Origin of the sequence: Neobacillus piezotolerans (assembly GCF_003362805.1) — a bacterium.
Classification (GTDB): Bacteria; Bacillota; Bacilli; order Bacillales; family Cytobacillaceae; genus Bacillus_D; species Bacillus_D piezotolerans.
Map to the genome: position 1 here is coordinate 329,343 of NZ_QNQT01000002.1, position 14,308 is coordinate 343,650.

13 protein-coding genes are annotated in these 14,308 nt (G+C 48.7%); 8 read left to right on the forward strand and 5 right to left on the reverse strand.

What is annotated here, in order from left to right; translation table 11 throughout:
* Positions 1-53 precede the first annotated feature (53 nt).
* Complete coding sequence (fabZ, locus tag DRW41_RS06710) at positions 54-488, forward strand: 3-hydroxyacyl-ACP dehydratase FabZ (RefSeq protein WP_115451203.1); 435 nt, start codon at positions 54-56, stop codon at positions 486-488.
* A 374-nt stretch (positions 489-862) separates the two neighbouring features.
* Positions 863-1,087: a hypothetical protein gene (locus tag DRW41_RS06715; RefSeq protein ID WP_115451204.1), complete on the forward strand. Its 225-nt coding sequence runs from the start codon at positions 863-865 to the stop codon at positions 1,085-1,087.
* 328 nt (positions 1,088-1,415) lie between these two features.
* Here DRW41_RS06715 and DRW41_RS06720 read toward each other — a convergent pair whose 3' ends face one another.
* Positions 1,416-1,853, reverse strand: a complete 438-nt coding sequence (locus DRW41_RS06720) for a YwpF-like family protein (protein WP_115451205.1) — start codon at positions 1,851-1,853, stop codon at positions 1,416-1,418.
* A 261-nt stretch (positions 1,854-2,114) separates the two neighbouring features.
* On the opposite strand from DRW41_RS06720, the gene DRW41_RS06725 reads away from it, so the two are divergent.
* Positions 2,115-2,738 carry a single-stranded DNA-binding protein gene (locus DRW41_RS06725; protein ID WP_115451629.1) on the forward strand — a complete coding sequence of 208 codons (624 nt, stop codon included), beginning with the start codon at positions 2,115-2,117 and terminating at the stop codon, positions 2,736-2,738.
* Complete coding sequence (locus tag DRW41_RS06730) at positions 2,731-2,964, forward strand: hypothetical protein (protein WP_115451206.1); 234 nt, start codon at positions 2,731-2,733, stop codon at positions 2,962-2,964. Before DRW41_RS06725 ends, DRW41_RS06730 begins: the two co-directional genes overlap by 8 nt.
* Before the next feature lie 273 nt (positions 2,965-3,237).
* Here the strand turns inward: DRW41_RS06730 and DRW41_RS06745 are convergent, their stop codons facing one another.
* Together DRW41_RS06745 and DRW41_RS06750 are read right to left on the reverse strand one after the other, a co-directional pair.
* Complete coding sequence (locus DRW41_RS06745; RefSeq protein ID WP_245959366.1) at positions 3,238-6,387, reverse strand: DEAD/DEAH box helicase; 3,150 nt, start codon at positions 6,385-6,387, stop codon at positions 3,238-3,240.
* Complete coding sequence (locus tag DRW41_RS06750; protein WP_115451208.1) at positions 6,380-8,002, reverse strand: SWIM zinc finger family protein; 1,623 nt, start codon at positions 8,000-8,002, stop codon at positions 6,380-6,382. Before DRW41_RS06750 ends, DRW41_RS06745 begins: the two co-directional genes overlap by 8 nt.
* Before the next feature lie 466 nt (positions 8,003-8,468).
* Between DRW41_RS06750 and DRW41_RS22635 the strand changes: the two genes are divergently transcribed.
* On the forward strand, positions 8,469-8,669 hold the full coding sequence (locus tag DRW41_RS22635) for a YwzD family small protein (protein ID WP_142752188.1): 201 nt from the start codon (positions 8,469-8,471) through the stop codon (positions 8,667-8,669).
* Positions 8,670-8,791: 122 nt separating this feature from the next.
* Here the strand turns inward: DRW41_RS22635 and DRW41_RS06755 are convergent, their stop codons facing one another.
* Positions 8,792-9,382, reverse strand: a complete 591-nt coding sequence (locus DRW41_RS06755; RefSeq protein WP_342771980.1) for a sigma-70 family RNA polymerase sigma factor — start codon at positions 9,380-9,382, stop codon at positions 8,792-8,794.
* A gap of 320 nt (positions 9,383-9,702) precedes the next feature.
* On the opposite strand from DRW41_RS06755, the gene DRW41_RS06765 reads away from it, so the two are divergent.
* From DRW41_RS06765 to DRW41_RS06775, 3 genes are all read left to right on the forward strand, one after another.
* Positions 9,703-10,359 (forward strand): 5-bromo-4-chloroindolyl phosphate hydrolysis family protein, encoded by a 657-nt coding sequence (locus DRW41_RS06765; RefSeq protein ID WP_115451211.1) that lies wholly within the window; start codon positions 9,703-9,705, stop codon positions 10,357-10,359.
* Positions 10,356-11,537: a toxic anion resistance protein gene (locus DRW41_RS06770; RefSeq protein ID WP_115451212.1), complete on the forward strand. Its 1,182-nt coding sequence runs from the start codon at positions 10,356-10,358 to the stop codon at positions 11,535-11,537. The genes DRW41_RS06765 and DRW41_RS06770 overlap by 4 nt, the downstream gene beginning before the upstream one ends.
* Positions 11,538-12,199: 662 nt before the next feature.
* Positions 12,200-13,162 (forward strand): CPBP family glutamic-type intramembrane protease, encoded by a 963-nt coding sequence (locus DRW41_RS06775; RefSeq protein ID WP_115451213.1) that lies wholly within the window; start codon positions 12,200-12,202, stop codon positions 13,160-13,162.
* Between the two features lie 63 nt (positions 13,163-13,225).
* Here DRW41_RS06775 and DRW41_RS06780 read toward each other — a convergent pair whose 3' ends face one another.
* Complete coding sequence (locus tag DRW41_RS06780; protein ID WP_115451214.1) at positions 13,226-14,086, reverse strand: STAS domain-containing protein; 861 nt, start codon at positions 14,084-14,086, stop codon at positions 13,226-13,228.
* Positions 14,087-14,308 lie beyond the last annotated feature (222 nt).

The following is a 14,308-nucleotide window of genomic DNA, read 5'->3' on the forward strand; positions in this document are numbered from 1 at the left end:
ATACGGAAACCGTAAAATGAATTTGTGAGTTCATATTATGAGGAGGTACTAAAATGTTTGATATTAAGCAAATCAAAGAAATCATCCCGCATCGATACCCATTTTTGCTTGTAGATAAAATTCTTGAAGTCGAAGAAGGAAAACGCGCGGTTGGCATAAAAAATGTCAGCGCCAATGAGGAATTCTTCAACGGCCACTTTCCGGATTTCCCGGTCATGCCAGGAGTCCTGATTGTTGAAGCGCTAGCCCAGGTCGGGGCCTTCGCCATGTTGAAGCGTGAAGAAAACCGCGGGAAGCTTGCATTTTTCACTGGCATCGACAACTGCCGGTTTAAAAAACAAGTCTATCCGGGAGACCAGCTCCACCTTGAAGTAGAAATGGTCCGTTTCCGCGGCCCTATGGGCAAAGGCAAAGGAATTGCCACAGTCGACGGCGAACTCGCCTGCGAAGTTGAAATCATGTTCGCCCTCATCGACCAGAATAAATAGGTCTTTACAGTGTTAAAGCCGCCGAGCTGGGGATTTAGGTAAATCCAATGTGGGGGCATTTCTTGTCCGGTTTGCTGCCGGTCATCATCGCTCACATGCTATTTTTATGGGCCCTTTGGATTATTTTGGCTGGGATTAGGTTTACCTTTTTTTAAATATGTTTATTTAGTAAGAACATTAAAGCATACAGTGCCGCATACTCTCCTTCCAAGACTGTAACTGGCACTGTATGTTTTTGTTTGTCTTGTTCTTTTTAGTGAACTATCTATTCAGTCAAATGGATTTTTGGCGCATGTATGCAAGTTCCTTTCGTTTTGGGGCAATTTAAGGGAAGGCGATATCCGGCCGACTTAAAAAATGAAAGGGGCTTTTTTATGAAAAAGAAGCTGTTCATACTTCTCGCGGGAACGATTTTCGCAGCATGTCTCACCCTTACTGGCTGCGGGACAAATGATGATGAACAAAATCCTCCCTCACAAAACCGGATTCAGGATTATAAAGGGAATGATGTGAATCCGAATAACGACGGAAGGGTCGATGAAGATGGCCTCCCGAGCGACACGAATGACAATGGCGATAATATGAAAAAACGCCGGTAAAAGAAAGAAGGCCAACACTGGAATCGCGGCTCAGACTATGTTTTAGGAGCGATCTGTGCCGCGAAAAGCCCAGGTTTGGGACACACAAGCACCAGGAAGCAAGCAGGATCTCGGAATGCATGTGCTGGCCTTTTTAAAAGACATTTCAACCCCCTGGATCCGCCAATTTCCGTGCGTTTTTCCTGGCAAAACCCATGCCCCATAAGCGTTCCGCAAAATTCAATCAAACGTTTGATTGAATTCCCAAATGTCGAAACTAATCATTTCTTTCAAAAAACCCCCCATATAAAAAACGGCCCCAGTGGAGCCGCCTTTTGTCCGTTATTCATTAAACCTCTGTCTTCCGGGTTTTCAGCTTCGGTTTACGCTGCATTTTATCCTTAAATTCATCAAGCAGCGAGTCACCCTTAAATCCTTGGTCAAGCAATTGCCCAAGAAGGACCTCTGCATAGTCGTTTTTCGTTTTCCGGAGCCTGCCTTGGAGGAGGACGCTGATATGCTGTTCGAACTTCTTAAGGGAGCAAACCCTTGTCTGGAAAAATGCCGGGTCGTTATCCTTGTGAGTAATTACCGCCTGAACGATAAACTCATTGCCGGAATCAAACAAATTTTTGAAATAATCATGATGGGCAACCCCGGTATAGGCCTCGAGAAGCCAGTTGGAATGCTCATCTTCCTTGTTAATGATCAGGCCGCTTTCAAGGGGAATATCCGTAGAATCCTCGCCATTGAGTATTTCCAGTGACACCAGTTTGAAAGTTTTCACTCCAGCAACCCTCCCTACAGTGATTTTGCCTGTATTATATCATACCCAGGGATAAATGCCGCGCCGAACGGATGTGTCGAAAAATAACTTCCCAACCCCTAAATTCGTCAAAATTTGCAGGGATCGCGCACAAAAGTGTTTTTTACAGACGGAAAAATGCTTTTTTGGGGCATAAAACATGCTTAAAAGCCATTTTTGGCGGTTTTACATTTGTCGCATGCGGGAGGTAAGATGGACGCATCGACGAAAGGAGTTGGAAGTATGATAAACCAAGTTACGCTAGTGGGCAGGCTGACCAAAAACCCCGAATTGAAGGTCACAACGGAAGGTACGCCAGTGTCGAATGTCATCCTCGCTGTGAATAGGCACTATAAAAACAGCCATGGTGATTTCGATACAGATTTCGTCCAATGCACCCTGTGGAAAAAGGCTGCCGAAAACACTGTTCAATATTGCCGGAAAGGGTCGGTGGTCGGCATCACCGGAAGGATCCAGACCAGGCATTATGATAACCAGGAAGGCAAACGGGTTTATGTGACCGAGGTCGTTGCGGAATCGATCCGCTTCCTTAGCAGCAAGCCAGCGGACTCAGTTCCGCATGACCAGGAAAATTCAAGGCCAGTTCCGATTCCAGGTATGGACGCCCCCCGGAACGCGGAGCCTGAACCGATTCCCTTCCTGCGCAAGGAACAACCAGTCGGCCAGGAACAGTTAGGGACCGCCAACTTTGATTCAGGAGCCAACAACAGCAATTATCAGCAACTCCAACAGCAACAGGCGGCGGGCCATGAGTCCCCCCTTCGTTCCCAGCAAATTGCACCTCCACCGTTTACCTTTGAGAGAGAGCCATCCGCCCCTTCCAAGGAGGAATTCCCCTTTGGATAGGAACAAAAGCAACGTCGCGGAGAGCCTGGAGCTGCTGATCGAAAGTTTAATCCGCATGACCGGGAAAACAAACGAGCATGTCAGCAGCCTTCACAGCAGGATTCGTATTTTGGAAGATCGGCTTGCGGAGCACGAAAATGAGTGGAAACAAACGTGCAGCGGGTGTCCCGTGAAGATGCCGCAGTTTCCTTTAAATGAGGATTCAAGATTCCTCTTTCGCCTCTAATACCCGCAGCCGGCTTGCATATGCACAGTTTTCCCCGAAAGAGAGTTCCTCCCTTTTAAGAAACCCCAACATGCCCCCCGCAGAAATAAAATCAATCAGCTCCCCGAACCTCCCCACATACTCCGGCGGATTCCGCCGGCTTTTTTTGTTGATTCAACCTATATAGTGTGTATATTTTTAAAAGCGATGGACATACTTGATAAAAACCCCCTGTTATATAGGAAAGGCCGCTGAACTGCCAATTCAGCGGCCTTTTCCCTTTAGCTGTTTCCATTATCTTAACAGGACCAGGTCCCGCAATTCCTCGGTCGATAGTTCGGTAATCCAGTTTTCGCTCTGGATAATCTGGTCATTAAGGTGCTGTTTTTTCTCAAGCATCGCATCGATTTTCTCTTCCAGCGTCCCTGTGCATATCAGTTTATGGACGTGGACGAACAGCTGCTGCCCAATCCGGTAGGCCCGGTCTGTCGCCTGGTTTTCGACGGCCGGGTTCCACCAGCGGTCGTAGTGGATGACATGGTTCGCGGCAGTCAGGTTAAGCCCCGTTCCGCCGGCCTTCAGGCTCAGCAGGAATACCGGGAATTCATGTTCCTGGAATTTCGCGATCATTTCATCCCGTTTCGCTTTTGGCACGCCGCCATTCAAAAATGGCGCATCAATTCCAAACTTTCTTTTCAACGCGGCTTTAATCATTTCGCCCATTTCAATATACTGGGTAAAAATCAGGCAGCTTTCGCCCTGTTCGAGGACAGCGTCCACAAGATCCACAAGTTTCTCCATCTTAGCCGACCGGGTAATCAAATCCCGTCCGGAGGATCCGGCCCGGGCGGTTAAGCCTCCCAATCGTTTATCCCCGCCAACTAAATCCGAAACAGGGTGTACAGGGGCTTCCGGCGCTCCGGCAATTTCGTTTTCGGCATCAAGGCCTGTAAGGTCAGTTTCGTTTTGCCTAGCCGGTCCGACGCCTTCAGCTTCGCTTTTATCCGGCAAGCCATCCATTTCTTGTTTCAAAATGAGGTCCGAAATGCCGCTGTCGCCATCCATTTCTTCGACAGGTTTCAAAATGAGTTCATCCGTTTCTTCCAGGGCATCCAGAATGCCCAAGGCGCCGGCTCTCCAGGATTCCTTCAAGTACAGGGCGGGATGGTTGCAGAGCTGCTTCAGCTTGCTTAAAAGCTGGAGGATCATTCCTTTCCGTTCAAAGCCGGTCAGCTTTTCAAGCTGGTTGAATGTATCCTGAACGAGCTGTTCATACAGTGACGCCTGCTCGGCGGTTAACGGGCAATATTCCTTCTGTTCCTGCTTATCAGGCAGGTTAAGCGCGACATCCTCATCCTTTTTCGTCCTCCTGAGAAGGAACGGGCGGATGAGGCCCTGAAGCTCGCGTACCTTTTCAGCCTTTTCTTCCTTTTCAATCGGAATGACAAATCGCTTCTGGAACTGTCCGAGGCTCCCTAGATAGCCGTGATTCGTAAAATCGAATATCGACCAGAGCTCCGATAGGCGGTTTTCCATCGGCGTCCCTGTCAGGGCGATGTGATGGCGCCCGCGCAGCTTCCGGACAGCCCGGGATTGCTTTGTGTTAGCGTTTTTAATGTTTTGCGCTTCGTCAATCGCAATCACTCCCCATTCCATCCGGCTGAACTCTTCCTCATCGAGATGGCTCAGCCCATACGAGGTCAGGACGACATCGCTTCCGGCAGCCGTTTCGGCGAAGTTGTCTCCTTTTAGCCTGTTGGAGCCGTAATGGAGATGGACGCGCAGGCTTGGGGCAAAGCGCTCCAGCTCCTTTTGCCAGTTTCCGAGTACCGAAGTCGGACAAATGATGAGCGCGGGCGCCTCTGTGCCTTCGCCCAAACTTCCTGCTTCGGCGGCTTTTTCTTTTACCGAAAGAAGGTAGGAAATGAGCTGGATGGTTTTCCCGAGGCCCATGTCGTCGGCGAGGACCGCGCCAAAGCCGAATTGGCGCAGGAACAGGAGCCAGCTCATCCCTTGCTGCTGGTATGGTCGCAGCGTCCCATGCAGGCCTGCAGGCACTTCCGCCAGGGGAATTTCCTTAATCTCGCCAAGCTGCTTGATCATTTGTTTCCATTGCCTGTTCAGTTCGATTTGGATTTTCGCGAATGCGCGCGGGTTCTCGAGCTCGTCGCCCTCGGGTTCATCGACAAGCTCCTGTTCAAGCAGGTCGCGGACATGGAGGCCATCCCGTTCGGCCTTCTTCATTATTTCCTGGATTTGGCGGATGAAGTTCGGGTCGAGCTTCACCCAGCGCCCGCGTACGTAAACGAGCCTGCGTTTTTCTTCCACAAGTGAACGGAATTCGTCCTCGCTTAGATCAACGCCGTTCATCGAGAAACGCCAGTTGAAATCAAGCATGGCGTCAAGGCCGACGAATGATGGGCGATGGCTCGCCGTTCCCTTGAGCGATGCCTTGACGCGCAGGTTGGCATTTTTCATCGCCTGCCACCAGCCAGGAAGCAGGATTTCGACCCCGAGCGCCAGCAGCATTTCGCTTGATTCGGTTAAAAAGACCCACGCTTCCTCCTCGGAAAGGGAGGTCTTCAGCCTGCCATATACCCCAAGCGATGGGATGAGCCCGACCCAGCGCTCTTCCTCGCGTTCGGCCTTTTCCAAAAACGGGCGCCAGGAGGCAGGGACAGCGGGATCATCGGAACGGTACAGGTCATCAGGGTCCTTTTTCCCGCGTAAAAATGTCTCGAGCAGCCAGAAGCCCTCGCCATCTTCAGGCTCGTCAAGGCGAAGCCCGACCGTGAACGGCGCCCCGTTCTCCTTGATGCCGACCCATTCGAGCCAATTATCTTCGTCAAAATACCGGGCAAGCGCGGCCGCGGGAATATTGCTGCCTTCAAGCAGATCGAGCTTCGGGCCGAACAGTTCGCGCATTTCGGCGTTCCGGGTAAGATAAGAGTCGAGCGCCAAATTAAAGAGCTCCTCCACAAAATCGTAGGCGGTCATCCGGATGCTACCGGATTCAAGCTCCTGTTCCCAAAAAGAGCTGTCGAATTCGTCGCTCACCCTCCCCGGAAGGCGCCAGCGGAATGTTCCCGCTTCCCAGGCAGCGAAATCAGGAAGCCACTCTTTTTCAAGAATGCTTTCGTACAGAATGTGGGCGGATGCAAGGCAGATTTCAGCCGCTTCGTTCCAATCCCATTCAATAAAACGGTTGAACGATTCGCGCGCGAAGAGGGTTACAAGCTGCCAGGCGGTCAGTTCGATCAACTCAGCCCCGTCTTCCTTCACCGGATCCAGAAACGCGCCAAAGTAGCTTTCGGGATGATGGCTGAACAATGGATATTTCCAGTAATCAGGCGTAAGCCATACGCCATTTTTCCCCTGTGCGCCAATCAGGCATTTATTTTCCTTGACAGTGACAACCAATTTGATAAACGGTTCCTTATACATCGATCAGCTTGCTCCTTTGGCATTCTTCATGGAAAGCGCGAAGCCGTTTCGTCCGTTCCAAAAGTTCTTCAAAAAACGCGTTCCATTCAGCCTGTCGCTTTTGTTTCTTATACAACGTCCGCAATTTCTTAAGCATCCGCACAGCGCTCTTATAGCCAGACCGGTTTTTTGCGGCAATTTGTTTTGCCGCGGCCTGGTGCAGCATCGAAATGACCGCTTCAGGCTTTTCCTTTTCCAGCACTTTCATCCTCGCGGTCGGCAGGTCCGTGTACTGGTAGCCCATAAATGCCTGAAGATCCGCCCATTTCGCATAATCCCCGCGCTCGAACAAAAGGCTTCCGTACTCATAATAACTGTAAGGAAGAGCCTGCTGAAGGAGCCTTTCAAGAACGTCTCCGCGCCCGGTCCCTTCCACATAAGGGATGGCCGCGTCAAGGACAGCCCTCGCATACTGGGTGCGTGCCTGATAGCCGCCGATCAGCGCCAAAGTCCCCCGTAAATTATGGGACAGCACATCGATATAAGGAGCAGTCCGGCCCCACTCTTTCTGGGTGGACAGTTCTTCCGTCCAGTTAAGCAGGAACGGGGCTGTTTCCTGCCCGTCAAGGCCATCTAGGGATTCCAGCGCCAACATGTCTTCCTTCCGGAGGAAGTGGATATGCGCCATGGCAATCTGAAGGGGGTGGCTGTTTTCTTCATCTTCCAAGTGGCTCGCGGTTTCCTCCAGCAGCCGTGTTTCGTCTTCGAGGTTCGCCTTCTTTTTTTTGAACAAAGCCGACCAAACGCCCATATAAAGGAATGCCCGTTCATACGGAACGAGCCGGAGCCCGGCCAAAAGCCCGCGGACATCTTCCTTTAGGCTCTCCAGAAACGGATCGAACGAAAGCGGAAGCGGAAGGCCGGCCAATCTTTTGGCAATTCGTTCGGCCGCCCTTTGCAATTCATCGAATATATGCCCATAATACCTCTCCGCTGTTTCCGCATGATGGCGGAGTTCCGTTGACAGCCGGTCAAGTTCCCTGAAAGAATGGACAATCCCGGCAAGCTCATAAAGGAGCGCCCACACCTCGCCGCGTGGCGCTCCGGCCCTTACCCGGCGCCAGTGGATCCCGAATAGCTCCCCGACCACATACGGATTCAAATGATTCTTCGACCGCATAATCGTATCAAAACTCTCCGAGAACGAATGAAGCCAAACTTGGTAATCCGGTTCCGCCGCCCCTGCGGATTTCATTAAGTCACGAGCCCGCTGCATTCCCCAGCTAGCGGCTTCCTTCTTTTCCTTCACAGGATAGCGCCAATCTTCAATCCACTCGGCCACGCTGCCTTCCCGTCCATACGCGGCGAAAAACACCGCGATTTGATGCCGGCAAATCCCGCGCGCCGGACATGAGCACTCACTCATATCGAAGAACTGCAGCTCAAGCCGCACCCTCACCGGCATCACATCCTGGACCACCGCCGTAACGGTCTCTTCATCCATTCGCAGCTGCGAAACAAGCCCCTGCCGATACAAAAGCATGCCTTTCTGGATAAGCCGCGCATCTTCTTCCGAATGCGGCGACAGCATATCCCGAAGCCGTTCCGACAATACCGCCAGTTGTTCATTCCGCATCCGAACACCCCCATTTTTTTAAAATGAACCCTTGTTTCTGCCCGAGGCTTTCCATTGCTACGGACAAGGGATACAATCCGATACATGTTTGCGTTACGCCCGTTCTTGCATGCGCATCATTTCCTACGCCCACCGATTCCATGCTGATCCAGAATCACAGGCTTTTTTCGCGAATGGAACTTCCACTGGGCGAAAACCATATTCTTTTATTATACCCAAAACCGGCTCCCCACAGAAACCCCCGTGTATATTTTCGCGGAAATGGCCTTTCCGTCAGAAAAAAGATGTCGGTTTCGAAGACTATTACGGGAGCATCCATCTAATCGGTTTACTAGTTTTAAATAAGGGACGGGCGGGAAAAGTAGCTTCAAAGCATTACAGCTCTAGCTGTGGTCGAATTTTGTCACAAAATAGCCAACTATGCAGTTATTGGAATTGATTTACATTCGACAAAATTTTTAATAGAATGATAAAAAGAGCGAAAAGGAGGAGAAAAGGCGCGGTGAAGGAAAACAGCAATGAAAACGGCCAAAGCATCTTTATAGAAATCCTGAAAAAGGCCTATGATAAAGGACGAACTGAAAACGGAATGACGTCCAAGAAAATGATCGAAGAGTTGAAAGTAGACTTAAAAAATATGCCGATTGCTCAATCGGATACAATATAAAGGGGAAGGAGGGGTGCATGGCATCCCTCCTTTTCAATTTTTCCGGCTATTAACCTATGTGTGTCCGCCCAATTTAATTTCCTTCCGATCAGGTTGGATAATAAAATTTAAAATCCTTCGGGTTAATACGATATAACTATTTCTCTTTTCAGCTTTTCCTTCGCCCCCTTCCTCCAGCTTTTTACCGCGGATGCGCTGACATCCTCTTTTTCGGCAATTTCTTTTATAGACAGGCACTCAAGGCATGTATACAGAACCCATTTTTTCTGATTTTCGGTAAGGCCTTTGCAATAGGAGAGAAGAAGCATTTCGGAAAGGGTTTCGTCTTCGGCGGAATCGCCAGCCATTTCCCAAAATTCTTCGCTAGGAAAAACGGTTCTTTCCGCAAAGGCAGATGCTTTTGTGAGTTCCGACATGATCCGTCCTCGAATAAAGCTGTAGGCGTATCCTTCGAAACTCCCTTTTTCCGGATTGAATCCCTTTGTCGCTTCCCAAAGTGCGATCAAGCCTGTTTGGTAAAATTCATCCTTGTTTTTATAAATTTGCAGGGAACGGATGATACTGGTAATCATTGGCGCATACTGGTGCGCCAGGTATTCAAAGCTTTCCACTTGCGTTCCTTTCAGGAAAGCGCGCTTGCCATTGTATTCCCGGGTACATCCAACATACAGCCTGCCAAATTTTTTGACGATTCGCGGAAATTTAATTTTCAAAGGGAAAAGCGGTTGAAAATAGGATTTTTCGTAGGGGATAAAAGGTGTTTTAAGCTGAAAAGCAGTTCAAAATCATCATTTTCGCTCTTTTTAAAAATATTGCGAAAACTTTTCGACAAGGATGCCAATAAAGACCGGCTAAGACTTAAGACTTAGAAGCTTTTACATTTGCAGGCTGTGGAAACACATGGCATTTTCATGTATTGTTAAGGCAGGAAGAAAAAACTTCCATGAAAAAACTTACAATGTGTTGAAACAATTTCAATGCTCTGAACGTACTTACAAGTACACGATCAATAGAGTCAGGAGTCGATATTGATATGAATCCATTTTTATCATTTTTATTGCGGACTTCCATCGCCATCCCGACCGCCTTCACGGCGGGTTTAGTCAGCTTATTTGGGTTTCATGTTAGTTGGGGGCTTTCAGCGGGGATATCGATTGCTGGGGGAATCGCCGCTTACAAAACTGTCGGGATGTATACCAACTCGCAGTTTTTGAAACAGCACCGGCTGACCCGGAAGGAATATCGTTATATAAAGCAGAATTTAGAAGAAGGGAAGCGGAAAATCAACCGCCTCCACAAGGCTCTTTTTACAATAAAGAATCTGCCGTCATTGAAGCAGCGGATTGACCTTTTAAGGGTAACGAAGAAAATCTATAAGCTGACGAAGGATGAGCCAAGGCGTTTTTACAAAGCAGAGCGCTTTTACTTTTCCCACCTTGATTCACTTATCGAGCTTGCGGAAAAATACGCTTTCCTCTCCACGCAGCCGAAGCGGAGCCCCGAGCTGGGATTGATGCTCCATGAGACGCAGCGTACACTCGACAGCCTGTCCGATGCGGTTGAACAGGACTTGTACCACATAATCAAGGACGACATCGACACCCTGGATTTTGAAATCGATGTTGCGAAGCAGGTGCTTGAAAATCGGAATAGCGCGAAATTCATTGAGGAAAACAGGAGGACGAAATGAACGAAAATAATTCAGCTGCCATGAATACAAATAATCTATTGGATGATATATTGTCGGACCCATTCGGGGCGAAGGAAAATGAGGCTCTGGCCCCGGCTCCCGCGGATGGTGAACGGCAACAGGTCAGGCTGATCGATGTGCTTCCTGAAGAAAACAAGGCGCGGGCTTTGCAGCTCGCTAGCCAAATCGATCCGAAAAACCATCAGGCGATGATTTCCTACGGGACACAGGCGCAGGCAAAGCTTCTTACGTTCTCGAACACGATGCTTGAACATGTCCAGAAAAAGGACGTCGGCGAGATCGGGGAAATCATCAACGATCTCATGAAACGTTTGTCAGATGTAAACCCCGATGAATTGAATGAAGCGAAGAAATCGCTGATTTCCAGGATGTTCGGGAAAATGTCCAATTCGATCCAGGAAGTGCTGTCGAAGTACCAGAAAACAGGCGCGCAAATTGACCGTATTTCCGTCAGGCTTGACCGCAGCAAAAACACCCTTCTCGCGGACATCGCGATGCTTGAAAAGCTGTATGAGTACAATAAGGAATACTTTAATGCGCTGAACGTTTACATCGCAGCGGGTGAATTGAAGTATGAGGAGCTCCAGCGGGACGTCATTCCAGCCTTGAGAAAGGAAGCAGAGGCGTCCGGGGACCAAATGAAGTTCCAGGAAGTCAATGACATGCTGCAATTTGCCGACCGGCTGGATAAGCGGGTCCACGATTTGAAGCTGAGCCGCGAAATGACAATCCAGAGCGCGCCGCAAATTCGCCTGATCCAAAACACGAACCAGGCGCTCGCTGAAAAAATCCAGTCGTCCATCATGACGGCCATCCCGCTTTGGAAAAACCAGGTCGCCATCGCCCTGACGCTCATCAGGCAGCGCCACGCGGTTGAAGCCCAGAAGCAGGTTGCGAAAACAACAAACGAACTGCTTTTGAAAAACGCGGAAATGCTGAAGACGAACACAATCGAGACAGCCCGTGAGAACGAACGCGGCATCGTCGAAATCGAAACATTGAAGCGGACGCAGGAAAGCCTTGTTTCCACTCTTGAGGAAACGCTCCGCATCCAGGAGGAAGGCCGCACTAAGCGCCGCCAGGCCGAGCATGACCTTTCCCTCATGGAAAGCGGCCTAAGGCAGAAACTGCTGGAAATCAAGGGAGATACGAAATAGTGAATTAACTGCCGGCTGGGGCCGGCAGTTCTGTTTTTAAGGATAGGTTGATGGCTTATTAAGTAACTAGTGGAAACCCGAACCGGTAGGGGAGAGGGACTAGTGATTAATCACTATGCGGAGTTCCGGAAAATAGTAGGTGTCAGACGCTTACTATTTTTGAAGCTTGCGGTATAGTCCTACTTTGCTAGTCACTCCACAAACGGATACGGAGTTTTGAGAGCGGCAAACTCGTCCATGCAAAGTACTCAAATTATACCTATTTTCACTGTTTCAAAATACGGAATTTCGCCTTTTTTTTCACAAACAAATTCCTTAAAACCCATAAAAGATGCATTAAAATCATAAATCAATCAAACGTTTGATTGATTTTCCGCGTGTCGGAAAATGTTGAATGAAATGACACAAAATTTCTTAATGCCTGGGTGACCATCTTATGGTAAAGTAGTGAAAAATAATTAATTTTAGGAGAGTTAAATGGAATTCAACAGTAGATGGATACTTGGATGCGGATTGTTCCTCCTGGCTGTTAACGGAATCTGTTTTGCACTGGCAAAGCTGTTTGCCTAAATTTATGGAATCACCCAACCACTGGCACGTTCGTTGTATTCGGCAAATAGCCGAAATAGCAGGTTAATAGATTAGGGCATTATTAAATTCAAATGGAGCGGGGAAAAAACTTGATTAATGATTTAGTCCAGCCGGTATCGAAACGGCTTTTATTGTTGATGCTCCTTGTCACAGTCGGATCGGAAGCGGTCCTTTTATTATCAAGATACAGCTATTTTTTCTCGGATTTTTATAATTTGCTGATGGTTGGATCGATTACACTCGCATGGAAGCTTCATCCAAGGCTCGCCCCGGCGCCAAGGAATGCTGGATTGGAAAATGGGAGTACGCCATTCCCGTCCGATTCCGAATCATTCTTCGGTTTTGGGGGAGGAGCTCCGAAACGGCAGATTGTGTCCCAGTTTGCTGTCATCTTTCTGTTGTTTTATCTTGGGTCGATCATTACGAATTTTTATTCCAATATCCTGTATAAGGATTTCAATGATAATTACGCTGAATACGTTGAGGAATCCGCGGCGGCTATCGAAAGCGGACTGGACGGGAGCGGCGAGGACTTGGCAGGGCCAACCAGGGTGTTCGAATGGTTTGATCTCGTAGGCTACGATTTCCTTTCCGATACACTTGCGGGGTTTGAGGAAGTATATCGGATTTCCTACATCATCCTATTCCTCATGCTTTTTAAAAAAATCTTCCCGCATAAGTGGGCAAAATGGCCTCAGGAAGTTTTCCTTATGGCTGTCCTTTTCATTAGTTCGCTTCTTTTCGGAATCGGGCACACGCTCGCCAATCCGCAGCCCTGGAGCGTTACCCTTGGAACAATTGCCACTTTTACGAATATGGGCCTCATTTTAGGGCTGCTCCTGTTATGGAGCCGGAACCTCTGGCTTTTGATTGCCGTCCATTCGGTGTATGATATCCTAATGACGATTCAATGGTATTATTTCGATGTTGCAGCCCCGGTTTTTTCCGGAGTTTTGATTTTGGCATGGATCATTGAAACGGCCACCCGCAAAAAGCCAAATTACCAGGAGACATCATTAAAAATAGGCGAATAGCACAAGTTCATACAAAAATAGAGACGCCTGGCATGAAAGCAGCCAGGCGTTTCTATTTCCAATCTATTTTTCGATAGAAGCTTGCTTGTCAATCTTTTGAACACCGAGGTCTTTTAGGGCCTGCCGCATCGTTGCGCGCGTTTTGACCGAGTTGAAGTTGAGCCCCAGGCTAACAATTGTTTGTGAGATTTCCGGACGGATGCCGGTTATGATGGCCTCAACGCCCGTCAGCCTAAGAGCGCTGAAAATCTGGAACAATTGGTCGGCAACCATCGTATCGATAACCGGGACGCCTGAAATATCGAAAATGATTTGCCGGACATTCATGCGGGTGCTTTCCGACAGGGCTACATCCATAATCAATCGTGCCCGCCTGGTATCGATCGACCCAACGAGCGGAACGACGGCGACTCCTTCGACAATCGGAACAACAGGGACTGAAAGCTCTTCAAGGGCCGTGTAGGCAACATCCATCAGCCTGTTTGTGTGCGCCTCGAATTCCTCGCCGACCACGCTTGAAACCCTGTCCAGGAGCGGGTCGATGATTTTGGAGGCATCAAGCATCGTAATGGCCGCGAATTTCTTTTTTTCCAATTCGTCGGTAAAAACGTCCCAAACCACTGTCCTGAAAAACGAAACGCTTCTCAACGAATCGGTCAGGGAAATAGTATACCGGATCGCCACATCGGCGGCTTTCTTTCCCCATTCCTCAATTTCAGGCAAGATGGACTCCCTTTTCCCGGTCAAAGCTTCTCCAAGGTGTATAATCAATTTTGCGCAAAAATCCACTTTCCGCTCAAGGGGAATTTCCTGGCTGGGCAGGCGGAACGTATCATTCTTATCGAGAATATCCGTTACGCTCCTTGCAATCACACGATCATTTGCGATGATTTTCTCGCCAATATACCGTAATTCATCCTTCATATGCATTAAACCCCTTCTACATACTCTATACCTTCTATCATATAGTATTTTCACCCAGGGTGGCAAAATGCAGGATAGGAAGGAACCCTTTCCCTTCGATTTCTAATGGAAAGTAGATGAAAACAGCTAAAAAGGCAGTGGGCTCTCCACTGCCTTCTTTTATAAAAATGATAATGTCTGTCTAGCGCCTGAAACGGTTGCTGAGCATCTTCAACAAAAATT